At 61.1% G+C, this 26,904-nt stretch carries 27 protein-coding genes and 5 tRNA genes; 23 read left to right on the top strand and 9 right to left on the bottom strand.

From position 1 onward, the window contains the following. Window positions 1-163: 163 nt before the first annotated feature. On the top strand, window positions 164-460 hold the full coding sequence (locus Q0K06_RS04635; protein ID WP_365924666.1) for a Rieske 2Fe-2S domain-containing protein: 297 nt from the start codon (window positions 164-166) through the stop codon (window positions 458-460). A gap of 6 nt (window positions 461-466) precedes the next feature. On the opposite strand, the gene Q0K06_RS04630 is transcribed toward Q0K06_RS04635, so the two are convergent. Then, a complete protein-coding gene (locus Q0K06_RS04630) occupies window positions 467-1,144 on the bottom strand; it encodes a Crp/Fnr family transcriptional regulator (protein ID WP_294549212.1) in 678 nt (225 codons plus the stop codon). 126 nt (window positions 1,145-1,270) lie between these two features. Between Q0K06_RS04630 and hcp the strand changes: the two genes are divergently transcribed. Next, window positions 1,271-2,911, top strand: a complete 1,641-nt coding sequence (hcp, locus tag Q0K06_RS04625; protein ID WP_294549209.1) for a hydroxylamine reductase — start codon at window positions 1,271-1,273, stop codon at window positions 2,909-2,911. Between the two features lie 323 nt (window positions 2,912-3,234). Here the strand turns inward: hcp and Q0K06_RS04620 are convergent, their stop codons facing one another. Beyond that, window positions 3,235-5,052, bottom strand: a complete 1,818-nt coding sequence (locus Q0K06_RS04620; RefSeq protein WP_294549151.1) for a family 10 glycosylhydrolase — start codon at window positions 5,050-5,052, stop codon at window positions 3,235-3,237. Window positions 5,053-5,335: 283 nt separating this feature from the next. On the opposite strand from Q0K06_RS04620, the gene Q0K06_RS04615 reads away from it, so the two are divergent. The 17 genes from Q0K06_RS04615 to Q0K06_RS04535 all read left to right on the top strand — a co-directional run bounded on the left by Q0K06_RS04615 (window position 5,336) and on the right by Q0K06_RS04535 (window position 16,765). Next, on the top strand, window positions 5,336-6,088 hold the full coding sequence (locus tag Q0K06_RS04615; RefSeq protein WP_294549148.1) for a DeoR/GlpR family DNA-binding transcription regulator: 753 nt from the start codon (window positions 5,336-5,338) through the stop codon (window positions 6,086-6,088). Beyond that, window positions 6,085-6,993 carry a 1-phosphofructokinase gene (gene pfkB / locus Q0K06_RS04610; RefSeq protein ID WP_294549145.1) on the top strand — a complete coding sequence of 303 codons (909 nt, stop codon included), beginning with the start codon at window positions 6,085-6,087 and terminating at the stop codon, window positions 6,991-6,993. The genes Q0K06_RS04615 and pfkB overlap by 4 nt, the downstream gene beginning before the upstream one ends. A 72-nt stretch (window positions 6,994-7,065) precedes the next feature. Next, complete coding sequence (locus Q0K06_RS04605) at window positions 7,066-7,524, top strand: PTS sugar transporter subunit IIA (protein ID WP_294549143.1); 459 nt, start codon at window positions 7,066-7,068, stop codon at window positions 7,522-7,524. Window positions 7,525-7,565: 41 nt separating this feature from the next. After that, window positions 7,566-9,512, top strand: coding sequence for a fructose-specific PTS transporter subunit EIIC (locus Q0K06_RS04600; protein WP_294549141.1), 1,947 nt, complete (start codon window positions 7,566-7,568; stop codon window positions 9,510-9,512). A gap of 25 nt (window positions 9,513-9,537) precedes the next feature. Continuing rightward, window positions 9,538-9,804, top strand: coding sequence for an HPr family phosphocarrier protein (locus Q0K06_RS04595; protein WP_294549139.1), 267 nt, complete (start codon window positions 9,538-9,540; stop codon window positions 9,802-9,804). A 55-nt stretch (window positions 9,805-9,859) separates the two neighbouring features. Then, a complete protein-coding gene (gene ptsP, locus Q0K06_RS04590) occupies window positions 9,860-11,566 on the top strand; it encodes a phosphoenolpyruvate--protein phosphotransferase (RefSeq protein ID WP_294549137.1) in 1,707 nt (568 codons plus the stop codon). 30 nt (window positions 11,567-11,596) lie between these two features. Continuing rightward, window positions 11,597-11,947, top strand: coding sequence for an arsenate reductase family protein (locus tag Q0K06_RS04585; protein WP_294549134.1), 351 nt, complete (start codon window positions 11,597-11,599; stop codon window positions 11,945-11,947). 113 nt (window positions 11,948-12,060) lie between these two features. Next, window positions 12,061-12,618: a sigma-70 family RNA polymerase sigma factor gene (locus Q0K06_RS04580; RefSeq protein WP_294549132.1), complete on the top strand. Its 558-nt coding sequence runs from the start codon at window positions 12,061-12,063 to the stop codon at window positions 12,616-12,618. Continuing rightward, on the top strand, window positions 12,615-13,991 hold the full coding sequence (locus tag Q0K06_RS04575) for a hypothetical protein (protein WP_294549129.1): 1,377 nt from the start codon (window positions 12,615-12,617) through the stop codon (window positions 13,989-13,991). The genes Q0K06_RS04580 and Q0K06_RS04575 overlap by 4 nt, the downstream gene beginning before the upstream one ends. A gap of 35 nt (window positions 13,992-14,026) precedes the next feature. Continuing rightward, window positions 14,027-14,659 (top strand): hypothetical protein, encoded by a 633-nt coding sequence (locus Q0K06_RS04570; RefSeq protein ID WP_294549126.1) that lies wholly within the window; start codon window positions 14,027-14,029, stop codon window positions 14,657-14,659. Between the two features lie 148 nt (window positions 14,660-14,807). Further along, window positions 14,808-14,881: transfer RNA gene (locus Q0K06_RS04565), tRNA-Gly, on the top strand. 3 nt (window positions 14,882-14,884) lie between these two features. Continuing rightward, a tRNA-Arg gene (locus tag Q0K06_RS04560) sits at window positions 14,885-14,961 on the top strand. A gap of 16 nt (window positions 14,962-14,977) precedes the next feature. Further along, window positions 14,978-15,053, top strand: a tRNA-His gene (locus tag Q0K06_RS04555). Window positions 15,054-15,118: 65 nt separating this feature from the next. Continuing rightward, a tRNA-Gln gene (locus tag Q0K06_RS04550) sits at window positions 15,119-15,193 on the top strand. Window positions 15,194-15,202: 9 nt separating this feature from the next. Next, window positions 15,203-15,278 (top strand) — tRNA-Lys (locus Q0K06_RS04545). Window positions 15,279-15,459: 181 nt separating this feature from the next. Next, window positions 15,460-15,987 (top strand): GNAT family protein, encoded by a 528-nt coding sequence (locus tag Q0K06_RS04540; protein WP_294549123.1) that lies wholly within the window; start codon window positions 15,460-15,462, stop codon window positions 15,985-15,987. A 142-nt stretch (window positions 15,988-16,129) separates the two neighbouring features. Further along, window positions 16,130-16,765 (top strand): DJ-1/PfpI family protein, encoded by a 636-nt coding sequence (locus Q0K06_RS04535; protein WP_294549119.1) that lies wholly within the window; start codon window positions 16,130-16,132, stop codon window positions 16,763-16,765. An 89-nt stretch (window positions 16,766-16,854) separates the two neighbouring features. Here Q0K06_RS04535 and Q0K06_RS04530 read toward each other — a convergent pair whose 3' ends face one another. From Q0K06_RS04530 to Q0K06_RS04520, 3 genes are all read right to left on the bottom strand, one after another. Then, window positions 16,855-17,682 carry an HAD family hydrolase gene (locus tag Q0K06_RS04530; protein WP_294549116.1) on the bottom strand — a complete coding sequence of 276 codons (828 nt, stop codon included), beginning with the start codon at window positions 17,680-17,682 and terminating at the stop codon, window positions 16,855-16,857. Window positions 17,683-17,802: 120 nt separating this feature from the next. Beyond that, window positions 17,803-18,753 (bottom strand): transketolase family protein, encoded by a 951-nt coding sequence (locus tag Q0K06_RS04525; protein ID WP_294549114.1) that lies wholly within the window; start codon window positions 18,751-18,753, stop codon window positions 17,803-17,805. Between the two features lies 1 nt (window position 18,754). Next, entirely contained in the window at window positions 18,755-19,606 is an 852-nt protein-coding gene (locus tag Q0K06_RS04520; protein WP_294549112.1) for a transketolase, read from the bottom strand. Window positions 19,607-19,835: 229 nt separating this feature from the next. Here Q0K06_RS04520 and Q0K06_RS04515 point away from each other — a divergent pair, with 229 nt between their 5' ends. After that, window positions 19,836-20,114 (top strand): hypothetical protein, encoded by a 279-nt coding sequence (locus tag Q0K06_RS04515; RefSeq protein ID WP_294549110.1) that lies wholly within the window; start codon window positions 19,836-19,838, stop codon window positions 20,112-20,114. A 48-nt stretch (window positions 20,115-20,162) separates the two neighbouring features. Here the strand turns inward: Q0K06_RS04515 and argS are convergent, their stop codons facing one another. From argS to murI, 3 genes are all read right to left on the bottom strand, one after another. Next, entirely contained in the window at window positions 20,163-21,911 is a 1,749-nt protein-coding gene (gene argS, locus Q0K06_RS04510; RefSeq protein ID WP_294549109.1) for an arginine--tRNA ligase, read from the bottom strand. 53 nt (window positions 21,912-21,964) lie between these two features. Next, window positions 21,965-22,408, bottom strand: coding sequence for a DUF1934 domain-containing protein (locus Q0K06_RS04505; RefSeq protein ID WP_294549108.1), 444 nt, complete (start codon window positions 22,406-22,408; stop codon window positions 21,965-21,967). 84 nt (window positions 22,409-22,492) lie between these two features. Then, entirely contained in the window at window positions 22,493-23,308 is an 816-nt protein-coding gene (gene murI, locus Q0K06_RS04500) for a glutamate racemase (RefSeq protein WP_294549106.1), read from the bottom strand. 221 nt (window positions 23,309-23,529) lie between these two features. Here murI and Q0K06_RS04495 point away from each other — a divergent pair, with 221 nt between their 5' ends. Then, complete coding sequence (locus tag Q0K06_RS04495) at window positions 23,530-23,946, top strand: hypothetical protein (RefSeq protein WP_294516860.1); 417 nt, start codon at window positions 23,530-23,532, stop codon at window positions 23,944-23,946. A gap of 83 nt (window positions 23,947-24,029) precedes the next feature. Then, window positions 24,030-24,518: a phosphatase PAP2 family protein gene (locus tag Q0K06_RS04490; RefSeq protein ID WP_294549104.1), complete on the top strand. Its 489-nt coding sequence runs from the start codon at window positions 24,030-24,032 to the stop codon at window positions 24,516-24,518. A 56-nt stretch (window positions 24,519-24,574) separates the two neighbouring features. Here Q0K06_RS04490 and Q0K06_RS04485 read toward each other — a convergent pair whose 3' ends face one another. Then, window positions 24,575-26,383, bottom strand: a complete 1,809-nt coding sequence (locus tag Q0K06_RS04485; protein WP_294549102.1) for a stalk domain-containing protein — start codon at window positions 26,381-26,383, stop codon at window positions 24,575-24,577. A 122-nt stretch (window positions 26,384-26,505) separates the two neighbouring features. On the opposite strand from Q0K06_RS04485, the gene Q0K06_RS04480 reads away from it, so the two are divergent. Beyond that, window positions 26,506-26,781, top strand: a complete 276-nt coding sequence (locus Q0K06_RS04480) for a helix-turn-helix transcriptional regulator (RefSeq protein WP_294549099.1) — start codon at window positions 26,506-26,508, stop codon at window positions 26,779-26,781. Window positions 26,782-26,904 lie beyond the last annotated feature (123 nt).

Here is a 26,904-nt window from a genome sequence, read left to right as displayed (position 1 = left end):
GCAAAATTTTTTGCAATTTTTGTGTGAAATGACGAACCTTCACCTTTGCCCGCGGCTTAACGCTTCGGAACCGCTGTTATAATGTATCCTCCAGGCGGCAGGGTATATTTTCCCAGCATTCTCCCCGCGCTGCGTACAGCCCACCGGCTTCAGCAAGTGGGGCATGACCTCCTCCATGGTCTCCGCCATGATTTTGAGCGACCTTGTCCAGGGGAAGAAAAATCCTTATGCGGATGTGTTTTCCCCTTCCCGCTCCATTCTCCGCCCTCACCTGGCTGTCAACGGTCTGGAGGCCATGGTCAGCCTGCTGACCCCCACTGCCAAACGCTGTCCTCACCTGGGCTGTGCGCTGAAGTGGAACCCTCAGGCGCGCACCTGGGACTGCCCCTGCCACGGCCCCCGCTTCACCGAAGAGGGCAAGCTCATCGATAACCCGGCAACGGGAAATCTGGAGCTGTAATCCCCTCTAAAATTCCATCTGCTGGCGGGCGCCCAGCAATTCAAACTGATTTCTGTCCACCTTCAGCAGCCCCTCTTTCTGCATCTTGCTCAGCTCGTTTGACAGGGCGCTGCGGTCCACATTGAGGTAATCGGCCAGCTGCTGGCGGTTAAAGGGGATGGCAAAGCTGCGGCTCCCGCTGCGCACGGCCTGATAGGACAGATAGGACAGCAGCCGCCCGCGGATAGACTTGGGTGCAGTGTGAAAAATTTTCCGGGAGAGGTTCAGGTTCTTTTGGGCGGAGATGGAGAGCAGATTGCGGATCAGCTTGCTGTGGTGATCGCAGGCATGGGAGCACACCCGGAGCACCCGGTCCACATTCAAAAACAGCACCTCTGTGGGCTCAGCGGCCACCACGTTGACCATCAGCGGCTCACCGGAGGCACAGGCGTAGGTCTCGGCAAAGATCTGCCCCGGCCCAACGCTGTCCAGCACGGTGGTGCTGCCCCACAGGTCGTCGTTTTCAATCAGCACGCTGCCGGACAGGACCACGCCCAGGGCGGTCACCACGTCTCCCGTGCGGCAGAGCATCTCGCCCTTTGAAAACTGCCGCGCCTGCGCGCCCAGACAGGAGAGCATGGCCTCCACCTCCCGGGGCGTGGCGCCGCGAAACAGTGCTGTCTTGGACAGGCCAATAAAATCCATCATAAAAAGCTCCTTTTGTTGTTTTGACAACATACAGATTGTTCTGAATATAGTATACTCCGCTCAGAAAGTCAAGGGCGGCCTGCCCCACGAAACCACCCACGGGTTTATGAGGAGAAAATCATGATGGAAAATAAGATGTTTTGTTATCAGTGTCAGGAGACCGCCGGATGCAAGGGATGCATCATGTCGGGCGTCTGCGGCAAGAAGCCGGATGTGGCGGCCATGCAGGATCTGCTGGTGTATGTGACCAAGGGTCTGTCGGCCGTGACCACCCGGCTGCGCGCCGAGGGGAAGGATGTGCCCCACGAGGTCAACCATCTGATCACCCTGAACCTGTTCACCACCATTACCAATGCCAATTTTGACAAGGAATCCATTGTGGCGCGCATCCATGCCACGCTGGACACCAAGGAAACGCTGCTGTCCCAGGTGGAGCACAGGGACGCGCTGCCCCAGGCCGCGGTCTGGACGGCGGACGAGTCCGCCTTTGAGGCCAAGGCCGCCCTGGTGGGCGTCCTGTCCACCAAGGACGAGGACATCCGCTCCCTGCGGGAGCTCATTACCTACGGTCTCAAGGGCCTGTCCGCCTACTCCAAGCACGCCAACGCCCTGCTGCAGGAGGATGCCGAGGTGGATGCCTTCCTCCAGCGGGCCCTGGCCGCCACGCTGGACGACAGCCTGACCGTGGACGAGCTGGTAGCCCTGACCCTGGAGACCGGCAAGTTCGGCGTATCCGGCATGGCGCTGCTGGACAAGGCCAACACCACCGCCTATGGCAATCCCGAGATCACAAAGGTCAAGCTGGGCGTGGGCAAGAACCCCGGCATCCTGGTCTCCGGCCACGACCTGCGGGATCTGGAGATGCTGCTTGAGCAGACCCAGGGCACCGGCGTGGATGTGTACACCCACTCCGAGATGCTGCCCGCCCACTACTACCCCGCCTTCAAGAAGTATCCCAACTTCGTGGGCAACTACGGCAACGCCTGGTGGAAGCAGAAGGAGGAGTTTGAGTCCTTCAACGGCCCCATTCTCATGACCACCAACTGCATCGTCCCCCCCAAGGACAGCTACAAGGACCGCATGTACACCACCGGCGCGGCGGGCTACCCCGGCTGCAAGCATGTCCCCGGAGACATCGGTGAGAAGAAGGACTTCACCGCGCTCATTGAGCACGCAAAGAAGTGCGCGCCCCCCACCGAGCTTGAGAACGGCGAGATTGTAGGCGGCTTCGCCCATGCCCAGGTGCTCGCCCTGGCGGACAAGGTGGTGGAGGCCGTCAAGAGCGGCGCCATCAAGAAGTTCGTGGTTATGGCCGGCTGTGACGGCCGGGCCAAGATCCGGGACTATTACACCGAGTTTGCCAAGGCCCTGCCCAAGGACACTGTGATTCTCACCGCCGGATGTGCCAAGTACAAGTACAACAAGCTGAACCTGGGCGACATCGGCGGCATCCCCCGCGTGCTGGACGCCGGTCAGTGCAACGACTCCTACTCCCTGGCGGTCATCGCCCTGAAGCTGAAGGAGGTCTTTGGCCTCAGCGACATCAACGACCTGCCCATTGTCTACAATATCGCCTGGTATGAGCAGAAGGCCGTTATTGTTCTGCTGGCCCTGCTGTACCTGGGCGTCAAGAACATCCACCTGGGCCCCACCCTGCCCGCCTTCCTCAGCCCCAACGTGGCCAAGGTGCTGGTGGAGAACTTCGGCATCGCCGGAATCGGCACCGTGGAGGACGACCTGAAGCTGTTCTTCCCCGAGGCATAAGCGCTACCGCGCTTTTTCATACAGAAAGGCAGATAATTTTGTACCCCCCGGACCCCTTGTCTTACAGAGGTCCGGGGGGTACTTACATTAGCTGCGGCGGGATACAGGGTGCATCTACCGCAGCAAACCGGCCGCATTCCACGAGGAGAACAAGATGAGCAAACCACATATCCACTTTTACAGTCATGCGCGCCTCCAGTAAAAGACTGGAGAGGCGCCGCTGGCGCGGCGCCTCTCCAATAAACCTCTCTATTTCCTGGCAGGACTCTTTTTGTTCTGCCTGCACAATCTGAGGCAGTTCATGCCGCTGACGTACCGCCTTTTTATGCCTTTTGGGCATCCATGGCCCGGAGAAGCATGGCCGCTGCGCTGCCCCGGTCCACACCCTCGCCGGGGGCAAAGGTGCCGTCCGGCTTGCCGGTGATGATGCCCAGCTCGGTGGCCTTGGCAATGTAGTAGAAATCCTCTGTCACATCGGGATAAGCAGTTCCGTCAACGGTGCCGTCATCCTCATACCCCAATGCCCGGACCAGGAGCTTGACCACTTCCGCCCGGGGCATGGGGTCAGCAGGAAAAAAACCGTTCGGATAGTCCTCCTGCTCCAGATACCCCTGGCTGTGCAGCACGGCGATATACCCCTCGGCCCAGGTGCCAGCCGTGCCCACAAGGGGGCTGTCCACGCCGCCGGCGGGCAGGACCTTGCCGTTGAGATAAGGCATGGCGCCCCACACCAGTTTGCTCATGGAGGCCCGGTCCACCTGCTCGTCTGGAGAGAAGGTTCCGTCCGGCTTGCCGGTGACCACCCCCATGGCCCCCAGCACGCCGTAGTATTGAGCCGCCCAGTGAGTCTGCTCCTCCCGGGGCAGGCGGGATAAAAATGCCGCCGTCTCTGCCGCCAGGGGGTCGTCCATGGACTGGCTGTACCAGGTCTCATAGAGCTTCTTCATGTTGGAATTGACCGCCAGAAACTTGTAGCGGAAGTGGACCTCGCCGGACACCTTCAGCTCCCGGTTCAGGGTCAGCTGCGCGGTAATGGCTTCCAGCCCGTTCCAGGGGGAGCCCTCGGTGCCGTCGTCGGCCAGATAGTCCGCCATGCCGATATACAGCTTGACGCCGGTGCCCGCCACCGTGTCGCTCCACCAGCGGGCAATGGTCTCATAGTCCATGGTGGGGTGGCCAATATACCAGTAGATCTGGGGACATATGTAGTCTACCCAGCCCTCCTGCACCCACTTGCGGCTGTCGGCATAGGCGGCATAGTAGCTCTCATAGTTGCCGGTGGTGGCGGAGCCGGCGCTCTGGTGGGTGCTGTCCGCCCACACGCCGGAGGGGGACACGCCGAAGGACAGCTCCGGGTCCAGGGCGTGGAGCCGCTGGTCCAGCCCCTGAATCAGCCGGTTAACATTGTCCCGCCGCCAGTCGCCGATGTCGTCAAAGGCTCCGCCATACTGCTGAAAGGTTTCCTCGTCGTTGAAGCTGCGGCTGGGGTAGAAATAGTCGTCCAAATGGACGCCGTCCACGTCGTAATTGCGGACCAGTTCTTCCGCCCCCTGGATGACCAGCTCCCGGACCTCGGGCAGCCCGGGATTCAGATAGTAGTTTCCCTCGCACTCCACCACCCACTCGGGGTGCTGCACGGCGGGGGACTTGGCGTCCAGGGCGGCCAGCTCGGCCTCGCCGCCTTTGGTGACGCGGAAGGGGTTGATCCAGGCGTGGAGCTCCAGCCCCAGGGCGTGGGCCCGCTCCACCCAGTAGGCCAGAGGATCAAAATTGTCCTCAGGAGCCAGGCCGGAGGTGCCGGTCAGGTACTTGCTCCAGGGAAACAGTTCAGAGGGATAGAGGGCGTCTCCCGAAGGGCGGACCTGGAGAATCACCGCGTTCATGCCCATATCCACGCAGTTCTCCAGAATCTCGTCCGCCTGAGCTCTGAGAGCTCCGGCGTCGGTGGTGGCCGCGTTGGGGTAGTCCAGATTGTATACCGTGGCCACCCATACAGCCCTGAAGTCATCCCGGGCGGCGCTGGGAACGTTTGCCTCCTGGCTCTCCCGCTCGCCTCCGACAGTAACACTGCAGCTCACCGGCAGGGTCAGCAGCAGCGCCGCGGCAGCCAACAGCGCCGCTATGCTCCGTTTCCAATTCATTGGGGTTCTCTCCCTTTTCTGTTAGATTTCTCTCCCGTGCCGCTGTGGCCGGGGCGCTGTTCGGTCCCCATTATACCATATCAGGCCCAAAATAGTAGACATAATTTCCTGGAAAATGACAACCTTTTTCCCCCTTTTCGTTTTTTCCAATCAGGACCGCGCTTTTGTTTGATTATTTGTTGAAAAATTCTGATTTTATTTGATTGAAACTGCTTGACACTTTTTAGAAGTGGTGCTATATTCTCCTCAGAAATCACAAAAAAGCGTGAAAAGGAGCCATAACATGCTGACACAGGAGCGATATCAGCAGATTCTTCAAATGCTTGCCCGGAAGCGGACCGTGACCGTGGCCGAACTTACCCGCACCCTTGGCGCCTCGGAGGCCACCATCCGCCGGGATTTGAATGCGCTCCATGAAATGGGCCGGCTCAACAAGGTCCATGGCGGCGCCACCGCCCTGTCCTCCCCCTTCGCCACACTGGAGGCCGACGTGCGCACCAAGGCCAGCCTCAACGCGGAGGAGAAGGCCCTCATCGGGCGGTATGCCGCCACGCTGATTGAGGACGATGACTTTGTCTACATTGACGCAGGCAGCACCACGGAAAAGCTGGTGGAGGCCATCGGCGAGAGCCGGGCCACCTTTGTCACCAACGGCATTGCCCACGCCCAGCATCTGGCCCGAAAGGGCCTGAAGTCTTACATCCTGGGCGGCGAACTCAAACCGGCCACCGAGGCGGTAGTGGGCGCGGTGGCTGCCCGGAACCTTCAGAAATATAATTTTACCAAATGCTTTATGGGGGCAAACGGCATCTCTGCCAAGGCCGGCTTCACCACGCCGGACGCCGAGGAGGGCATGCTCAAGAGCGAGGCTTTTAACCGGTCCTACATGGCCTATGTACTGGCCGACCACGCCAAGTTTGACTGGGTCTCCCCTGTCAGCTTCGCCCCCATTGACAAGGCTTGCATTATTACCGATCGCCTGCCCGATGAAAGCTACCGCTCCTTTACCATTATAGAGGAGGTCCCCCATGTATGATTTATACTGTTACCTTTAATCCTGCCCTGGATTATGCAGTCTATCTGGATACCCTGGAGATGGGGACCCTCAACCGCACCAAACGCGAAGCGCTTCGCTGCGGCGGCAAGGGCATCAATGTCTCCATCGTGCTGCGTAATCTGGGCATGGACACCAAAGCCCTCGGCTTTCTGGCCGGCTTTACCGGCCAGTGTATCGCCCTCTGGTTGGATCAGATGTCTGTGCCCAATGACTTCATCATGCTCCCATCCGGCATAAGCCGCATCAATATCAAGCTGAAAACCGGCGTGGAGACCGAGATCAACGGGCAGGGACCTGATATCCCGCCCCAGGCCCTGGAACAGCTCTTTTCCAGGCTGGACTCCATCAAGAAGGGGGACACTCTGGTCCTTGCGGGCAGCATTCCCGCCTCTCTCCCCGCCGATATTTACGAGCATATTCTCTCCCGGATATCCGGGCGGGGCATCCGCTGCGTGGTGGACGCCTCGGGTCCCCTGCTGCTCAACGTGCTCCGGTACCACCCCTTTCTGATTAAGCCCAATCAGGAGGAGCTCTCTGAACTGTGCGGCGTGTCCCTCTCCTCCGGCGATCCAGCCGGCATCAAGGCCTGTGCCGCTCAGCTTCAGGAACAGGGCGCCCGCAACGTGCTGGTCTCTCTGGGGCCCAACGGCGCCCTTCTTCTCACCGAGGACGGCAAGTTCCTCCGGCAGGAGGCCGCCGCCGGCACGGTGCGCAATTCTGTTGGGGCCGGCGATTCCATGGTGGCCGGCTTCCTCACCGGCCTGCATCTGACGGGCAGCTACCGGGAGGCCCTGCTGATGGGCGCCGCGGCCGGCGCCGCCACCGCCTTCTCTGACCATCTGGCCACCCGGCAAGAGGTGGAACAGCTTCTTAACATCCTGTAACCCCAGGTTATCACCCTGTTCTCTATCATATAACGTTCCAAGGCAATTTTTATTTATGAAAGGATGGTTATCATGCGTATCACTGATCTGCTTACTGAGGACGGTATCCTCATCGGCGCAGCCGCCACCACCAAGGAGGAGGCCATCAACATGCTGGTCTCCGGTCCCGACCGCTTCGGCTGCGTCACCGACCCCGCCGTGTGCCGGGCCGACGTTCTGGCCCGCGAGAGCCTGGGCACCACCGCTCTGTCCCACGGCGTGGCTGTGCCCCACGCCAAGAGCCGCGGCGTAAAGGAGCGGGGCATTACGGTTATGACTGTGCCCAACGGCATCGACTTCGGCGCCGTGGACGGCCCTTCCCGCCTGATCTTCCTGCTGGTGGGCCCCGAGAACGACCCTGGCGCCTACCTGGAGATGCTCTCCAGCCTGCTCCAGGTGCTGATGAAGAACCCCGGTCTGTCCGAGAAGCTGGCCGACTGCAAGTCCTCCGCCGAGTTCCTCCAGCTTCTGCGGGACGCCGAGTCCAAGTAAGCTGAAATTTTCTCCACATCTGGACGGAAAGGATGAGAGCAATGCGTATCACTGACCTTCTTCAGGCCCGGGGGATTCTGCTGGACGCGGCGCCGGCGGACAAGGCTGCCGCTGTGGAACTGCTGGTCTCTCTTCAATCCGTCCAGGGCAACCTCTCCGACCCAGCCCAGTTCCGGAAGGCCCTGCTGGAGCGGGAGGCTCAGAGCTCCACTGCCATCGGCTCAGGCATTGCCGTGCCTCATGCCAGAAGTTCCGGCGTTCTCCGCCCCGGTCTCTCTGCCATAACAGTCCCCGGCGGAGTGGACTGGGGCGCGCCGGACGGCAGCCTCTCCCATCTCATTTTCCTCATCGCCGCCCCCGAGGGGGAGGATGGACTTCACCTGGAACTCCTCTCCCGGCTGATGCGGCTGCTGATGGGGGAACAGTTCCGCGCACAGCTTATGGCGGCGGCCACTCCCGCCGCCTTTCGCTCTGTCATCGACCAGGCCGAACGGGCGGAATTTCCCGATGATTTCCCCGCCGCCGCCCCCGATTCCCTGCCCCGGGTGCTGGCCGTCACCGCCTGCCCCACCGGCATCGCCCACACCTATATGGCCGCTGAGGCTCTGGAGCAGGCCGCCAGTTCCTTGGGCTGCTCCATTCAGGTTGAGACCAACGGTGCGGCCGGTACTAACCGAGTGCTCACGGCGGAAGAGATTGCCGCCTGCGCCGGCATCATTGTGGCTGCCGATCGTGAGGTTGATATGGCCCGGTTTGACGGCCGCCCCGTGCTCCGGGTGCCTGTGGCCGCCGGCATCAGCCGTCCGGCTGAGCTGATTCAGGAGATTCTGGACGGTAAGGCGCCGGTATATCACCACCGGGATGCCAGCTCTTCTCAGCCCGCCTCCGGCCGCAGCCAGGAGGGACTTTGCCGCACCCTCTACAAGCAGCTGATGAGCGGCGTGAGCCACATGCTCCCTTTTGTCATCGCAGGCGGCATTTTTATCGCCCTCTCCTTCCTGCTGGACGACCCCGCCCTGGGGTATGAGACCTTCGGAAAAAACACTCCGCTGGCCGCCTGGTTCAGCACCGTAGGCAACGCCGCCTTCTACTTTATGCTGCCGGTGCTGTCCGCCTACATCGCCGTATCCATCGCGGACCGGCCCGGTCTGATGGTGGGTTTTGTGGGCGGCGCCCTGGCCGTCTCCGGCTATACCTTCCCCTTTTTCGCCGCCGAGGCTGTCTCCGCCGGTTTCCTGGGCGCTGTGGTGGCCGGCTTTGCCGCGGGATACCTGATGCGCCTGCTTCAGCGGCCGCTGTCAGCGCTGCCCGCCCCGTTGGACGGGCTCAAGTCCGCTCTGCTCTATCCCCTGTCCGGCCTACTGGTTATCGGTCTCTTTATGTGCGCCGTCAACCCCTTTGTGGGCATGCTCAACACCGCCCTGGACAGCACTCTGAACGGCATGGGGGAGGGCAGCAGAATTGCGGTGGGCGTGGTGGTCGCCGCCCTGATGGCTGTGGACATGGGCGGTCCCTTCAACAAGGCCGCCTATGTGTTCGCCACCTCCACGCTGGCCTCCGCCGACTCCGCTTCCGGCTCCGGCATTATGGCCTGCGCCATGGTGGGCGGTATGGTGCCCCCTTTGGCCATTGCCCTGTGCTGCACCTTCTTCCCCAACCGCTTCCGCCCAGCCGAGCGCAGATCCGGCCTGGTCAATTATATTATGGGCCTGTGTTTTATCACTGAGGGCGCCATCCCCTTTGCCGCATCCGACCCCGTGCGGGTTATTCCCGCCTGTGTCGTCGGCTCTGCCCTGGCGGGCGGTCTGTCCGCCTTCTTCAACTGCGCTCTTCCCGCCCCCCACGGCGGCATTTTCGTCTTTCCTGTCATCCGGAATATACCGGGCTACCTCATTGCCCTGGCCGCCGGTTCTCTTGCCGGCATGCTGATGCTGGCCCTGCTTCGGAAAAAGACGGTCCTGTCCCCGTGTGAGGCCGTAATGGAATAAATTTTACTTTTTGGAGGTTTTTCCTATGGTCAGCGAGCAGCTTACTGTTGTCAACAAGGCCGGGTTCCACATGCGTCCCGCCAACCTCTTTGTCCAGACCATGCTCAAGTTCCAGTCCAACATCACCATTGTCTTCAATGGCCGTGAAATCGACGGCAAGAGCATTATGAATGTAATGGCCGCCTGCATGAAACAGGGCGCCGAGATTGAGATCCGCTGCGAAGGGCCCGACGAAGTGGAGATGCTCCGCACTGCGGTTGATCTGGTTCGCTCCGGCCTGGGCGAGGAGTAATCCCTCAATTCGTCCCTGATTCTGCCGCCCGGCGGCACTTTGGAGGTTCATATCTATGAAATGTGAGGGAATCCCCGCCTCAGGCGGCATCGGCATTGGCGCTGCCGTGCTGGTGGCTGAGCCCGACCTGGGGTACGGGAATGTAGTGTTCTCCGGCGTGGCGGCGGAAAAGGCCCGGCTCGCCGGCGCTGTGGCCGCCTTTACCGCAGAGACCACCGCTATGGCGGAGGAACTGCGATCCCAGGTGGGGGACACACAGGCGGAGATTCTGTCCGGACAGGTAATGATGGTCTCCGATCCCTATATGACCAGCCAGATGAACGCCGCCATAGAGAACGGCGTGTGCGCCGAAGCGGCGGTGGACAGCGTGTGCGGTATGTATGTGGAGCTGTTTTCCTCTATGGAGGACGAGCTGATGCGCCAGCGTGCGCTGGACGTGGAGGACATGCGGCGGCGCCTGCTGTCCATTCTGCTGGGCCGGCCCCGGGCGGAACTAAAGCGTATTCCCCCGGGCTCCGTACTGGTGGCCCGGGATTTTACCCCCTCCATGACCGTGGGCCTGCGGCGGGAAAACGTGGCCGCCATTGTGACAGAGAGCGGGGGCATCACCTCCCACTCCGCCATTCTGGCCCGTACCATGTCTCTGCCCGCTGTGCTCTCTGTCCCCAACATTATGGACCTTCTCTCCGGCGGAGAAACCCTGGTGGTGGACGGAAGCAGCGGCAGCGTTCTTATCAATCCGGATGATGAGACCCTCCGGAATTACCGCGCCCTCCAGGGTGAAGCGCTGGCCCGTCAGGCCGACCTGCTCCGCTTCCGTACGCGCCCTACCCACACCGCCGACGGCGAGACCGTATCCCTGTGCTGCAACATCACAAGCCCCAGGGACGTTCCCAATGTGCTGGAGCACACCGGCGAGGGCGTTGGCCTGTTCCGCACGGAATTTCTCTTTATGAACCGTTCCACACCTCCCAGCGAGGAGGAGCAGTTTCGCATCTATCAGGATGCCGCCCGGCAGCTGGAAGGCCGTGAGATTATTATCCGCACCCTGGATATCGGCGGCGACAAGGACATCGCCTGCCTGGACACAGAGCCTGAGGAGAACCCCTTCCTGGGCTTCCGGGCCATCCGGTACTGTCTGAGCCGCCCCGATCTCTTCAAAACCCAGCTGTCCGCCATTCTCCGCGCCTCCGCTTACGGGAGCATCCGCATTCTCCTTCCCTTTGTCTCCTGTCTGGACGAAGTGCGCTCCGCACGGGTGATGCTGGAGGAGACCAAATGCCGCCTGGCTGATGAAGGCGTGGCCTTTAACCGGGATATCCCACTGGGCGTCATGGTGGAAACCCCTGCCGCTGTCTTTCTGGCGGACAAGCTGGCCCGTGAGGTTGATTTCTTCTCCATCGGCACCAACGACCTGACCCAGTATACCCTGGCCGCGGATCGGGGCAACAGCAAGGTCTCCTACCTGTGCTCCTACTTCCAGCCCGCCCTGCTGCGGGCAATCCACATGGCCGCCTCTCAGGCCAAGCGGGCCGGCATTCTGGTGGGGATGTGCGGCGAGGCCGCCGGTGATCCGCTCATGACCCCGCTGCTGCTGGCCTTTGGCCTGGATGAGTTCTCCGTCTCCCCCACCGCCGTACTGCCCATCCGTCAGGCCATCTCCCGCTGGACCAGAGAGGAGGCCCGGGCCCTGGCCGACCAGGTTATGGGCCTGTCTACCGCCGACGAGGTACGAACCTGCCTCAAGGCCAACGTCCGCTGACCCACACCGCTGATATAGGAGGTCTCTCCCATGCTTTTTGTCTGCTACCCCAAGTGCTCCACCTGCCGCAGGGCTCAGGCCTGGCTGGACAGCCACGGCCTTACCTACACCCTCCGGGACATCAAGGAGGAAAACCCCGCCCGAAATGAGCTGGCCGAGTGGCACGGCCGCAGCGGCCTGCCCCTGCGCAAATTCTTTAACACCAGCGGACAGCTCTACAAATCCCTGGGCCTGAAGGACCGCCTGCCCGGTATGAGCGAGGATGAGCAGCTGGATCTGCTCGCCTCCGACGGCATGCTGGTCAAACGCCCCATCCTGGTGACTGAAATGGCCGTCCTGGTGGGTTTCCGTGAGGCCGACTGGGCCGCCGCCCTGCTCTGATATTTCTCCGCCTGCTGGAAAATTTCCGGCAGGCGGATTTTTTGTGTAACCATCTTCACGCTGCCGGCGACTATATGGGTGAAAGGATATTTCAGCCGGAAGGAGGCGCTGTTATGGAGGACAGCCGGATTGTGGCGCTGTACTGGGAGAGAAATGAGGACGCCATTGCAGAGACCGACCGGAAATACGGCGGCTACTGCCGCGCCATCGCCATGAATATTCTCTCCGACCGCGGGGATGCGGAGGAGTGCGTGAACGACACCTGGCTCCAGACCTGGAACGCCATTCCGCCCCACCGGCCCGCTGTCCTCTCCGCCTTTCTGGGGGCCGTCACCCGGCGGACCAGCCTGGACCGCTGGCGCAGGAACACGCGGAAAAAACGGGGCGGCGGCCAGGTTCCCCTGGCCCTGGAGGAGCTGTCCCAGTGCGTCCCCGCCTCCGGCGGGCCGGAAGAGGCCGTCCGGCTGTCCGAGCTGACCCACGCCCTGGAGGGCTTTCTAAAGGGCCTGTCCAGCCGGGACCGGGATCTGTTTCTCTGCCGGTACTGGTACCTGGCCTCCATCCGGGAGACTGCACAGGCCTTCCGGCTCCCGGAGAACCGGGTCAAGGTCATCCTCTTCCGCACACGAAACAAGCTGAAAATCTATCTGGAACAGGAGGGATTTCTTTGACGCCTGATATGCTCTTGGACGCCCTGGGCGGCGTGGACCCCGCCCTGCTCTCCGGCGCCCGGGCCCGGCTCATGCCGGGCGAACCCGTGCCCGTAAAACGGCGGGGCGGGCTGCGCCTTCGCCTTCTGGCTGCGGCTGCCGCTGCTGCGGTGCTGCTGGGAGCTCTGGCGGCCGCCATGGCAGGCAATGCGGAATTTCGCACCGCTGTCTTTTCCTTTCTCCATCTCTCCGCCCCCGAGCAGGTTCCACCGGCGGGGGAGGCCCCCTCCGGCACACAGCTGGGGGAGGCCGTCCAGGTCCAGTACCTGTCCCTGTCTCTGGAGGGCTGGCGGACCGGCGGACCAGCGCTGTGGCAGGCGGAGCGGGACCAGGACGGCACGGTGGCTTCCGTCCGCTTTGCCGCCCTGGAGGACGGCACGCTCCAGCATGTCCCAGCAGAAGTCACCTCTTTCCGCTTTGCCGGCAGCGGCGGGACTCTGACCGGCCGGGTCTTCTGGTGCGTGAGAAACGGCGGACTGACCGCAGTGGGCGATGGCTCCCTGCCCGACGGCGGGGGACGCTGGGAGGCCCAGACTATCCCCGGACGGAGCGACGCCGTGGTGCTTCTGTTGCGGGGCGGTCTGCTGCGGAGCTTTGACTTCCAGGCTGTGCTGCTGGACCTGAACAGCGGAAAAACCCGCCTGCTGGCCGGCCCGCAGGCGCTGGACGGCCTCACCGGCGTCACAGAATTTGCCCTCACCTCCGACCTGCGCCACGCCCTGCTGACAGGGCGTATACAGGGCGAGACCGGGCGGCGCCTCTTTCTGCTGGACCTGGAGTCCGGGTTGTTGACCTCGCTGGAGGAGGCGCTTGGCGCCTCTCCGGACCGGGCGGTCTTTCTGGACAGCGGCACCCTGCTGCTCACCGGCGGAGAAGATACCTGCTCCGCCTGGGTGTGGGACCTGTCCTCCGGAGCGGTGGAGCAGACCGCCACTTCTCTTCCCCGCTATGACAGCGCAGGCAGCCAGGGTGTGCTGGACCTGGGCGGCCGGTACGCCCTGGAGATGGACAGCAACGGCCAGACAGCTGTCCTGGACTGGAAAACCGGGACCCAATCCGCTCCTGTCAAAGGCTTCACCTTTGTGCCCGGCGCCCGGTTCCTCCTCTCCCCCAGCGGAGACCGCGCCTGCTGCTTCCTGTCGGGACAAAAAGACAGCAGTCTGGATGTAACCCAGCTGGGGGTTCTGGACTTTGCCGCCGGCCGGCTCGTTCTCTTTGACCGAGTGGGGACGGAGCAAAATCAGGAGAGCTCCCTGGGTTGGCTGGATGACAGCCGGGTGTTCATCTCCGCCCAAGGGGCTGATTCCGGCCTGTTTCTCTATACGCTCCGTTGATTTTTTATCTTAAATTACAAAAAGGAGGGCTTTCTATGCGGTTTTCCCGTATTGCTTCCCTGCTGGTGACAGTTCTGCTGGCTCTGACTCTGGCCTCCTGTGCCGCCCCTTCGGTTCCTTCGCCCACGCCCTCTGCGGACAGCGGCATGCTGGAGCGGGCGGGGGCCTGGCTGGCTGACACCTATGGCGAGGATTGCGTGCTCTTCCAGAGCACTGCCTACGGGGAACAGCCAGTCCTGCTGGCCGGCAACCGGAATCCTGGCACCGAGGCCTTTGGCTCCCTGGAGGTCTTTGTCCTGGAGGAGGCGGCGGACGGCTTTACGCTGCTGGCCTCCAAGGTGGGAGACATGGGTATCTCAGCCGGATTCTCCGCTGCGGTTCTGTCCACTGACAGCATGACCGTCCTCTTCGGTGACCTGACCGACAGCATCTTTGACTTTGTCAACGCTCAGCGTCTCCCCGCCGATTTTACCCAGGTCACCATTGTGCTCCGGGACGGCACCGAGCTGGTGCAGGCACTCACCAGCTCGGAGAACTATGTCTTTGCCCTGGAACCCGGACTGGACATCGCTGACGTGATCTTTGGGGGCGGAGCGCTCACCGTGCGCTACTCCGACTTTTTCGACCAGGACCTGATGGAGGATTCTGCTCCGGACTCCATCGCCTGATTGCCTGATCTCCACTCCTCCGCGCTCCCTCTCAAATGGCGGGCTGGGGTGCGGAGGAAAATTTTTTGTTTTTTTCGAGAAAGGCATTGACAGGCAGGGTTGTCCGTGGTATTATATCAAGGATGACATTTGGTATGTCGCTTCCCATGCGGGTGTAGTTCAATGGTAGAATCCCAGCCTTCCAAGCTGGTCGCGTGGGTTCGATTCCCATCACCCGCTCCATACGCGCCTGTAGCTCAGGTGGATAGAGCAACTGCCTTCTAAGCAGTGGGTCAGGGGTTCGAGTCCCTTCAGGCGTGCCAGTTTTCCTTCCGTATGGTGGGTGTAGTTCAGTTGGTAGAGCATCGGATTGTGGTTCCGAGTGTCGCGGGTTCGAGTCCCGTCACCCACCCCATATAGTCTCAAGGCGGAAGGCCCGGAGCGTCCGCTCCGGGCCTTTCCTTTTTGAACCTGCGATACTGGGGTGTAGCCAAGTGGTAAGGCACGGGACTTTGACTCCCGCACTCGCTGGTTCGAGTCCAGCCATCCCAGCCAATTTTATCTGACCTAGTAGCTCAGTTGGTAGAGCAACGCCCTTTTAAGGCGAAGGTCCGGGGTTCGAGTCCCCGCTGGGTCACCACGTCGCCGCGGACGCCATATCGTTCGCGGCGACTTTTTTACAAAAGTCACCGCTGCGCTGGGCTCTGGTCTGGCTTAAGGTATAGACGGACGTATGTTCTCTAAACTGTTTGATTCACACGCAAAACGCGCCCTTCCCCGCTTCCCTGCACTCCCGGAGAATTTGCAACGGAGGAACGATGATGGACCCAATTCGATATGAAAACCTAACCGTCCGCCAGGCCGAAGCCGCCGATGCAAAGCAGCTTGCAGCCTGGTGGAACGACGGCGCCGTGATGGCGCATGCAGGTTTTCCCAATGGCTTGGGGACCAGCGAGGAGGAAGTCGCCAAAGGACTTGGCAAGGGCGCTCTCGTCATTCAGGAAAACGACCGTCTGATTGGTGAGTGCAATTATCGCAATGCAGGTATGGGCGTGGCCGAAATCGGCATCAAAATCTGTGAAACCGATTGCCAGAATCGCGGCATCGGCAGAAAAGTCCTGAGTCTGCTGATTGGCTGGCTGTTCAAAAACGGCTATTCCAAAATCATTCTCGACACGAATCTGAAAAACGCCCGTGCCCAGCACGTCTATGAATCCCTTGGGTTCCGCAGGGTGAGAACCAACGTGGACGCCTGGAAGGATCAGCTCGGCCGGCTTCAGACTTCCATCGACTACGAGTTGGTGGAGAAGGATTTTATAAGCTGCGTAAGTGACGCCTTTCAGGCCTGAGCCCTCCTCCGCTTACACCATACATTCCATATATGTTTCAAAGAGAGACGTGCTGAAAAGCCCGTCTCTCTTTTGCTCTGTTGTAAATGTCAGGCGTCCATGCTAGAATAAATTTACAGATTATATTTGTAGAGGTGCGCCCATGAGAAAATTTGCCGTGATGCTATATCCCAACTTTTCCCTGCAGGAGATTACCTGCCTGACCTCTGCCCTGACGGTCTGGTTCGGTGAGGACATTGATTTTATTGCAAGTGAAAACAAGGAATACCGCAGTGAAGAAGGATTGCGTGTCCTCCCCACCAAAACAACAGCGGACGCAGCTATCACGGATTACGACTGCGTTATTCTCCCCGGGACCGTCAATCCCTTGCCCGCTCTGTTTGATGAAACGCTGATTGATTTCCTCAGGAGCGGCGTCAATACCCCCGTTGTCTTTGCGGCCATCTCTTCGTCGCCTGCTCTGCTGTCAAAGGCAGGTATTTTAAATGGCAAAAAATTCACCGCAGGGTATTTTATGCAGTTTGCAGATACCTTCTCCTTTATCCAGAAAGAAAACTTTGTACACAAGCCCATCGTGGAAGACGGCAGCGTTATCACCGGAATCGGAATGTTTTTCCGTGAATTTGCAGAAGCTGTGCTGAAAAGGTTTGATTACGATATCGGCGGCAGCTTTATGCGGGACGCCCCGGCGGCGTACACAGAAAAGGACCTGACCTTTTATTGGTCTGAGGATGACTATCAGGAATTTCTGAATGAACTGAAGGAATACCCCATGTAGCGGCATCTGTGCCGCCTGCATACGCAGGACTTATACACAAGAACAGCCATCTCCTCAGGGGGATGGCTGTTCTTGTCTCGCTCCATAATTCAGTTCTGCTGTCCCAGCGTATACCGCTCCACGCTCTGGGCCACGCCGGAGTCGGAGTTGAGGCCGGTGACGTACTTGGCAGCGGCCTTGGCCTTGTCCGTGCCGTTGCCCATGGCGAAAGACCAGCCTGCCCAGGAGAGCATGCCCAGGTCGTTGTCCGCGTCGCCGAAGGCCATGACCTCGGAGGCGTCAATCCCCAGCCGCCGGCAGAGGACGGAGAGGGCCCGGCCCTTATCCGCATCAGGCGAGGTAATCTCCATGTTGGCGGCATAGGCGCAGGCCGACTCAAAGGGTCCCACCGCCTGAAGCGCCTTTGTCAGTATCTCCCGCTCCTCCGGCTCCACATGGAACACATGAATTTTCTCCACTGTCCGCCCGGCAATCGCAGGGGCCAGATCGTCCACCAGGGTCATCCGTTCCCGGAAGAGCTGCCCGTAGGCAGGCGAGAGCACATACTGCATGGCACGCTCCTGATATTTCCGCTCCATGTAGGCAGTACCTTCGCAGAACAGCTCAAAGGGCGTATCATGGTCATCCAGAACCCGAATAAACTCCAGCACCTGCTGCTCCGGCATGCCTACCTGGAGCACCCATTCCCCGGTCTCCAGGTCCAGGATTGCCGCGCCGTTGGAGATGAGCACATAGCGCACCACACCTATATTTCGGGCGATATACTCCAGCAGGCTCCAGGTGCGCCCGCTGGCAATCACCACCTCAATCCCTCGTTCTGCCGCCGCATGGAGGGCGTCCAGATTGCGCTGGGAGATGGTGGCGTGGTCATCGTTGAGCAGCGTTCCGTCCATATCCATTGCAATGAGTTTAATCACAGTATTCTCTCCCTTCCCTTGAAGAACTCAAGCAAAAGCGGCAGGCCGCCAACCGCGGCCTGCCGCAGAATGCTCTGTACAGTATTCCCTCTTCGTGCGCTGTATCCGCTGGAGTCCCGTTCAGCTCTTCTTGAGGGTCAGCGCGTACCGAACCTTATCAGCCAGCACCTCGGCGGTGAGGCCATAGGCAGCCAGCACCTTCTTGGCCGCGCCGGAACGGCCGAAGCAGTCCTCCACGCCGTGGCGCACCACGGGGACGGGGCACCGCAGGGACAGGCACTCACACACGGCGGCACCCAGGCCGCCGATGACATTGTGCTCCTCGCTGGTGACAATGACGCCGGTCTCCTGAGCGGCCTTGACCACCAGCTCCTCATCCAGAGGCTTGATGGTGTGCATATCAATAACCCGGGCGGAGATACCCTCGGCGGCCAGCATGCCGGCTGCCTTGAGGGCCTCCTGGACCATCAGCCCGCAGGCGATGATGGTGGCGTCGCCGCCGTCCCGCATTGTAAAGCCCTTGCCCAGTTCAAACTTGTATCCGGGGATCTCGTCGGTCACATTATCCACCGCCATGCGGCACAGCCGCAGGTAGGAGGGCGCGTTCAGGTTCAGCAGGGCCTCGGTGGCATAACGGGTCTCGTTGCCGTCGCAGGGCACCACCACGGTCATGCCGGGGATAACCCGCATGTTGTTCAGATCCTCGGTGCACTGGTGGGTGGCGCCGTCCTCACCCACAGACAGGCCGCCGTGAGAGCCCACCACGGTGACGGGCAGGCCGGGGTAGGCAATGGAGTTTCGCACCTGCTCCCAGGCACGGCCAGTGGCAAAAATAGCAAAGGTGTTGGTAAAGGGGTGCTTGCCGCAGGTGGCCAGGCCGGCGGCGATGCCGGTCATGTTGCACTCGGCAATGCCCATGTCAAAGTGCCGGTCGGGATACTTCTCGGCGAACTTGCAGGTGGTAACCGCCTGGGCCAGATCCGCGTCCAGGACCACCAGCTCCGGGTGCGTCTCAGCCAGCTCAATCAGAGCCGCACCGTACGCGGCGCGCGTTGCAATGCTTCCTGCCATCTTATTTCCCCTCCTCTTCCAGCTGCTTGAGGTGCGCTTCCAGCTCGCCCTTGGCCTGGGCGTACTGCTCGTCGTTGGGCGCCTTGCCATGCCAGGTGAACACCCGCTCCATAAAGGACACGCCCTTGCCCTTGATGGTGTGGGCCAGGATAACCGTGGGCTTGCCCTTTGCTGCCTTGGCCTGGTCCAGCGCATCGGCCAGGGCGGCGTAGTCGTGTCCGTCCACCTCGATGACGTTCCAGCCGAAGGCGGCCCACTTGGCGTGCAGGTCGCCCAGGGGCATCACGTCGTCGGTAATGCCGTCGATCTGCATCTTGTTATAGTCCACCACGGCGCACAGGTTGTCCACCTTGTACTTAGCGCCCGCCATAGCGGCCTCCCAGATCTGGCCCTCGTCCAGCTCGCCATCGCCCAGGACGGCATAAACCCGGTAGTTCTTGCTGTCCATCTTGCCCGCCAGCGCCATGCCCACAGCGGCGGAGAGCCCCTGGCCCAGAGAGCCGGTGGACATATCCACGCCCTTCACATGGACCATGTCGGGGTGCCCGGAGTAGTGGCCGTCAATGCTGCGGAAGAGCTGCATGTCCTCCACAGGGAAGAAGCCCCGCAGAGCCAGCACCGCATACAGCGCGGGACTGCAATGCCCCTTGCTCAAAACCAAGCGGTCCCGGTCAGGGTCCCTGGGCTGCTCGGGATTCACCTTCATCTCATGGAAATAAAGGACAGTCAGAATATCCATTACGGACAGGGAACCGCCAGTATGGCCGGAGGCGGCGCGGTGGATGGCCGACAGGCCCAAAAGCCGTCCCTTGGTGGCGGTAATCGCCAGCTTCTGGATCTCTTTGGGTTCCATGGAATCCTTCCTTTCTTTGTTCCCCCTTTTTGAACATGCAGGGAGAGTAAAATACAGACATCCGTGACAGTAACACTGCGCCAACCACCGGCGCAATGTGCCAATTCACATTCATTTCAGATTATATCATGGTGCAGAGCACCGGTCAAACAGAATATGCGCCCTTTCTCACATGCCCGCCGGCAGGCTGCATATACTGGTGATACAGGCGCGGAAGGAGGCGGCGGTGATGGAGCGGAAGGAAAACAAGGGGGACACGGCGGTGCGTCTGGCGTGCTGCGCGGTCATTGCCCTGATCCTCTGCTACGGCGCGGAGAAGCTGGGAGAGGGGCTCAAGCTCCCTCTGTGGGAAGAGCACGGCCATCTGCTGAAGGAGAACAAGGTACAGGCGACAGCAATTCTGGCGGTGCTGCTCTTTGGGGCGTCCCTGGCACTCTTCCCGCCCCAGGGTGAGGAGGGTCCTGCGGTCTGCGGCACAGAGGATTATACCCAGGTGGAATGCGAGTAAAAAAGCAGGCCCCCGCTCGGGTGAGCGGGGGCCTGCTGCAATCCCTGATTACATCTTCTCGGGAGCGGTGACGCCGATGAGGGCCATGCCGTTGGCCAGCACAGACCGAACGGTGTCCGCCAGCTTGAGCCGGGCGGACAGAACGTGCTCCTCCTCGCCCTTAATGCGGCAGGAATTGTAGAACCGGTGGAAATCGCCGGCCAGGGTGAGCAGGTAGCGGTTGATATGAGAGGGGTCGTAGTCCCGGCTGGCCAGACGGATCTCCTCGGGGAACAGGGAGAGAGTCTTGACCAGGGCCAGCTCCTCTGGAGTGGCGAACACAGAGGCGTCGATATCGGCGGCGGCGGGCACGCAGGCCCCCTCCTCCTTCATCCGCGCCACCAGGGAGCAGATACGGGCGTGAGCGTACTGAACATAGTACACCGGGTTGTCGGAATCCTCCTTGACAGCCAGATCCAGGTCGAAGTCCAGGGGGCTGGTAAAAGAGCGGGAGTTGAAGAAGTAGCGGCAGGCGTCCACGCTCACCTCGTCCAGCAAGTCGTGGAGGGCGATGGCCTTGCCGGAGCGCTTGCTCATCCGGACAGGCTTGCCGTCCTGGAGCAGGTTTACCAGCTGCATAAGCACCACCACCAGCCGGTGAGAGCCGTCCAGGCCCAGGCCGTCCAGCGCCGCCTGGAGCCGGGCCACGTGGCCGTGGTGGTCGGCGCCCCAGATGTTGATGGCGGTCTGGAAGCCCCGCTTCTCCAGCTTGTTTCTGTGGTAGGCGATGTCGGCGGCAAAGTAGGTGTAGAACCCGTTGGCCCGGCGGAGCACGTCGTCCTTCAGGTCCAGCTTGTCCACCTGCTCCCGGGTCTTGCCCTCCCTCATGTACTTCTCCTTGAGCAGTTCAGTGGTGTTGAGCCACAGGGCGCCGTCCTTCTCATAGGTCCAGCCCTTGTCAGTGAGCATGCCCACAGTCTCGGCCACATAGCCGCTCTTGTGGAGGGAGGACTCCAGGAACCACTCGTCGTACTCAATCTTGTACCGGCGCAGATCCTCCTGCATCTTGGGGATGTTGCGCTTGAGGCCAAAGTCGGCCATGGCCTCCTGGCGCTCCTCCTCGCCCTTGTCCACCCAGCTGTCGCCGTGCTCGGCGCGGAAGGCGGCGGCCAGCTCGCGGATGTCGTCGCCCTGATAGCCGTCCTCGGGGAAGGGCACGTTCTCCTCCCCCAGAATGAGCTGACGGTACCGGGCGTCGATAGACATGGCGAACTTGTGGATCTGGTTGCCGGCGTCGTTGACATAGAACTCCCGCCATACATGATAGCCGGCACGCTGCAGCACGCTGGCCAGGCTGTCGCCCAGCACGCCGCCCCGGGCGTTGCCGATATGCATGGGCCCTGTGGGATTGGCGGAGACAAACTCCACCATGACCTTCTCGCCATGGCCCTCATCCACGGCGCCATAGGCGGCGCCCTCCCGCTCGATGTCCGCGATGACCTCGCCGTACCAGCGGCTGCCCAGGCGGAAATTCAGAAAGCCGGGGCCGGCGATCTCGGCGCTCTGGAAGTAGGTCCCCTCCAGCTCCAGGTGGTCCAGGATAATCTGGGCGATGGCTCTGGGGGCCATGTGGAGGGCCTTGGCCCCCGCCATGGCAAAGGAGGACGCGTAGTCCCCATGGGCTACGTCCTTGGGAATCTCAATGGTGGCCTTTACCTGGACCCCGGCGGGCAGGAGGCCCTCGGCGGCGGCCTTTTCATAGGCCGCCTGGGTCAGGGACGCCACCTGGTCCTTGGCGGACTGGATCATGTTGGACATCTCAAATCACCTCATCAATCTCTGGTAAAAGGCGGCCTCTGCCGCCCATGAACTTACTGCATCAGCACCGGGGGCTTCTCCCGGACCTGAATCTGGAACAGATTCTGCCCCGCCACGGCGTGCTCAATCTCAATGGCGTAGTTGATCTCAATGCTGCCGCCGTGGTCGTCCATGCGGCAGTCCATGCTGTGGGTCTTGATGCCCACAGCCAGGGCGCCGTAGGGGGTATTGTACATGGACAGGTGGCGGCGGCCCTCCTCAAACACCATCTGGGAGTTGACCTCCCCGTGGCGCATGAGGGTGACGCGGCCGTCCTCAATCTGGAACGTGGTCAGGGTTCCCTCCAGGCCGGTGAGCTCGCTCTCCTGATAGCTGAGGGTATAGGCCCCCTCGCCCTCTTTGGCCAGCAGGCCTTCCGTGACCAGTTCGATGGTCTCATCTTCCACGTTTTCGTAAGACTGCTTGCCTTTAATGGAAATAATAACGCTTTTATCCATGCTCTTGACCTCTGATGTGTACCGAAATGCAAGGTATTATATCCCAAATCCGGGGAAAAGTAAAGGACTGCCTCCAGCTTCTCCTCAATATTTTGTAATGTCAATCTGCTCCACCGCGCCGGTGATATCCCGTCCCAGGAAGATGGAGGCCAGGGAGGCAAAGTCGTCGGCGCTGTCGCTGGCAAAGTACCGTCGGATACCCACATGGCCGGGACTGTTGAGGCCATCCCGCTTCTCCAGCATGGACGCCACCTGACGGGCACAGGCCGCGCCGGTGTTGATGAGCTTCACATCGGGGCCCATAAAATTGCCGATGACCTGGGACAGGAGGGGGTAATGGGTGCAGCCCAGCACCAGGGTATCCACACCGGCCTCCTTCAGGGGCGTGAGGTACTCTTCGGTCACCATCTCGGCGACCTTGTCGCCGGGGCGGAAGCGGCCGTTTTCCACCAGGGGGACAAAGAGGGGGCAGGCCTGGGCGGTTACCTGGGCGTCGGGCAGCAGTTTGGCTATATAGCGCTCATAGGCCCCGGTGCGGATGGTGGCCTGGGTGCCGATGAGACCGATTTTCCTGCTGCGGGTGGCCGCCACCGCCTCTGCCACTGCGGGGCGCACCACACCCAGCACCGGGATGGGGTTCTCCTGTTCCAATACCTCCAGCGCCGTGGTGGAAACGGTACCGCAGGCAATGACCACAGCCTTCAGATCAAAGGTGCTGAGAAAGGCCACATCCTGCCGGGCGTACTTGATAATGGTGTCCCGGGAGCGGCTGCCGTAAGGCACCCGGCCGGTGTCGCCGAAGTAGACAATGTCCTCTTCCGGCATCAGATGAATCAGCTCCCGGACGGCGGTCAGGCCGCCCATGCCCGAGTCAAACACGCCGATTGGCCGACAGTCCACAGCAATAACCTCCAGACAAAACAATTGCGGGGCGGAATTGCTCCGCCTGCCGCCTATCTTATATAATATATGCGAAACGCCGCCGGAACACAAGGGGAAATTTCACCGGATTTCTCCTCCGGCCGGGTTTGACTTTTCCCTATCTTGTTAAGTATAATATGTGCAAGCGGAGCGGCCCAGCCCATGCTCCGCCATGTCACGACAGCGAGGAGGTTTCGCGCATGAAGCTGGAACTGACAAAAAAGCAGTACCGCCGGCTGCTTGATATGGTCTACATCGGGAACTGGATTCTCAATTCCACCCGGGGCGACGATCGCTTCGCCGATTACGACGAGGTGGAGAGCCTGCTCTTTTCCAAGGCGGCGGAGGAAGGGATGCCCAGTCTGGCCGAGCTGTGGCAGGGCGAGGTGGTGCCCTCCCGGGCCTTTGTGGACGGCGGCATACATGAGGCCATTATGGAGTACGAAAACAATGTGTTTTTTGAGATTCTCGCCGAGGACCTGGCCCGGCGGGACATGGACGATCCCCCCATCGACGAGACTAATTACGATGAGCTCAACCGCCGCATCGACGGCTATATGGCCGAGTTTGAGGAGCACGGCACGGACAACATCCTCATCGACGCCGACCTGCCCTGATATCCCCCGGCGCCCTTTCCGCACCCGCCCGGCGGGCGGGTGCGGTTTCATAGCCATTCCATCCATTCACTCTGGAGGTTTCCATGACGGCATCTCTCTACGCCCGCCTTTCCGCACCCTTCCGCCCTTACGCCGGGGTGGTCCGCAGGGTAAACAGGCTGCTCACCCTGTCGGTCTATATCGCCTACCCCGCCCTGCTGCTCTTCCTGCTCCTCACCCGGGACCACCGGCTGCTGCGGGCTGTGATTGCGCCGGGGGTGTCCTTCGCGGCCCTGACCCTGTTCCGCAAGCGGTGCAACGCCCCCCGGCCCTATGAGGTGCTGGACATCACGCCCCTTATCCCCAAGGACACCAAGGGCAACTCCTTCCCCAGCCGCCATGTGTTCTCGGTCTTTGTCATTGACATGGCCTTCTGGTGGGTGTGTCCCCCGCTGGGTGGAGTGTTCCTGGCCGTAGGCGTGCTCATCGCCCTTATCCGGGTCATCGGCGGCGTCCACTTCCCCCGGGACGTGCTGGCAGGCGCCATTATGGGCGCGGCCTGCGGCGCGGTGGGCTTCTGGCTCATTCCCTGAGCACACGACACATAAAAAATCCACCTTCCTGGCCGGGAAGGTGGATTTTTTGTGTGTTACCGGATGGCACTCATCAGTCCCCAGGCGGCGTCCGTCAGGTATTCCCCGCCATAATCCAGATACTCGTCCTGGGTGTGGACCACCGCCCCCTCCGGAGGCGTGGTGACAGGCGTGCCGCTGGTCTTTTCCACGGAAGCCTCCGCCTTCAGCTCCAGCTTCCCGCCATAGGCGGCCTTGGCGGTCAGGGTACACTCCGCCTTGGTGCTGTTCCCGCTGAGGGCAAAGGTAATATCCACAGGCATACTGGCCGTAACAGAGGCGGGCAGCTTCACCGTGAAGCGCACATCCATGTCCACCAGCTTGTTGTCCCGCACCTTGATGGTACCGCTGCAATCCACCTTCAGGTCGCCCTTCAGATAGTCCAGCAGCAGGGACAGCTCGTCCGTCCCGTCCTCCTCTGTCAAGGCAGACAGCTTGTCAGCCAATCCAAGGGTATTCACCTTCAGGGTGTAGGTGGTGGTACTGCCGGAGGTGGAGACGGTGAAGCAGTCGTCGCCCAGGAAGAGGGCCAGCTTCTCCGCCTTGTCCAGCACCTGGGTACAGGGAGGCGCCCAATACCATCCTGTGCCGTTCTCCCGCGGCCCGGCAGCGAGCAGGCCGCCCACGGTGAGGGGCTCCGACTGTGCCGCCTCCAGCGCCTCCACCAGAGCGGCCACGTCAATGGACTGACCCAGGTCCAGGGCCAGCCACTCGCCGCTGCCCACGGTGCTGCCGGGGATATCCCCCAGCTTGTTTCCGGTCATGTAGAGGGTGCCCTGGCCCAGATCGCCCCGGACCTCCATCTCAAAGTTCGACAGCAGGTCCAGCGCCGCCGCATCCTCCTCCAGCATGCTGGCGGTGACCAGTTCCTTCAGCTCTCCCAGGTCCAGATCCAGCTTCATGTCCAGATCCGCCTGACCGCCCCGGACCAGGCCGTCCACAGCCAGGGACATGGCGGCGGTGCCGTTCTCCGCCTCCGTCTCACCGTAGAGGGTCATGGAACCGGACACCATCTCCTTCACCCGGTAAGTCTGCTCCGGGTCCCACCGGTCCCCGTCCAGAGCCAGAATGGTGTTGAGGATGGAGAAGTTTTCATCGATTTGAGCCGCAATGCTGTCCCAGTCGGTGAAATAGGCCGCCTGATAGTAGTCGTCCCACTCCACCGTCATGCCCACCGCCTCGCCGGCAAAGCGGGCGGGGATGTAGGTCCGGTTGTCCAAGACCACCATGGGCACGTCCATCTCGATTTTGTCAATCTTGTCCCCGGACACTCTGGTGAGGGTGGTGCTCCCCAGGGTCAGCTCCAGGGTATCCCCGTTGGCCAGCTTGGCGGTAACTACGGTTCCGGCATAGTCCACCGTGGCGCCCAGTGCCTCCAGGAAGGGACGCACCGGCACCATGGTGCGGCCGTCCATGGCCCAGGGCTGTACGCCGTCCAGAGTCAGCCATTCCCCGTTGACCGACACGTTGATGCCGTCGGGGTAGGGCATGCCCAGCAGCGCCTTCTCCTCCCCCAGGTAGTCGTTCCAGTCTCCCCAGTCCTCCTCGGGCATGGGCCCGTAGAAGGCCTCATTCCAGGCGTCCAGGTCCGCGTAGTACTGTTCGTCGTCGGCGTATACCTGGATAAAATAGGCGTCCCAGTAGTCGATCCAGAATTCCTCGCTCCAGTCCGCCACCGCACTGTCCTTCTGCTCCTGGGTCCAGGTGTACCAGGGGCCGTACTGCTGATAGGCCTCCACTCCGGTGAGCGCCGTCTCCTCCGCCGCCGCGGCGGGCACGCAGGAGAGAAGCAGAAGCACTGCCAATAGAGTTGCCAGTTTCTTCATGGGTGTTCCTCCTTTTTTCCCAGGTTTTGGGGTACTCCAAATTTAGTTTACTGCATTTTCACTCAATTGTCCACTTTTTTTATTTTCAACTTTAGTCATTTTTGATATATTGGAGGATAACAATGAAGCTGTACCGATACCGAGGAAAGGCCAACCTCTGCGGCCGTCAGGTCCGCCGGCTGCGGGTGGAGCTGGGCCTGTCCCAGGAGCAGCTGGCCGCCCGGCTCCAGATAGCCGGTCTCGCCCTGGAGCAGAAGGCGGTGAGCCGGATTGAGACCGGCAGCCGGGTGGTGGCCGATTTTGAGCTTCTGGCCCTGGCCGCCGCCCTGAACACCTCCCCCCTCGTCCTGCTGGACGAGGACAAATTCTGGCCCGCCGGAGATGCATCTGTGCTATAATAATGCGTACGGAACAAAGCCGAAAGCCTTGAAACCAAAGTTTTCAAGGCCACTTAGCTTTGTTCCGGTGCAAAGATTTTGGATAAAATTATCCAAAACCCTTGCACCAGCGGAAATACGCAT

Source organism: uncultured Pseudoflavonifractor sp., assembly GCF_944387805.1.
Classification (GTDB): domain Bacteria; phylum Bacillota; class Clostridia; order Oscillospirales; family Oscillospiraceae; genus Pseudoflavonifractor.
The sequence above is the reverse complement of the archived record's forward strand: the minus strand, read 5'-3'. Positions and strand labels throughout refer to the sequence as shown.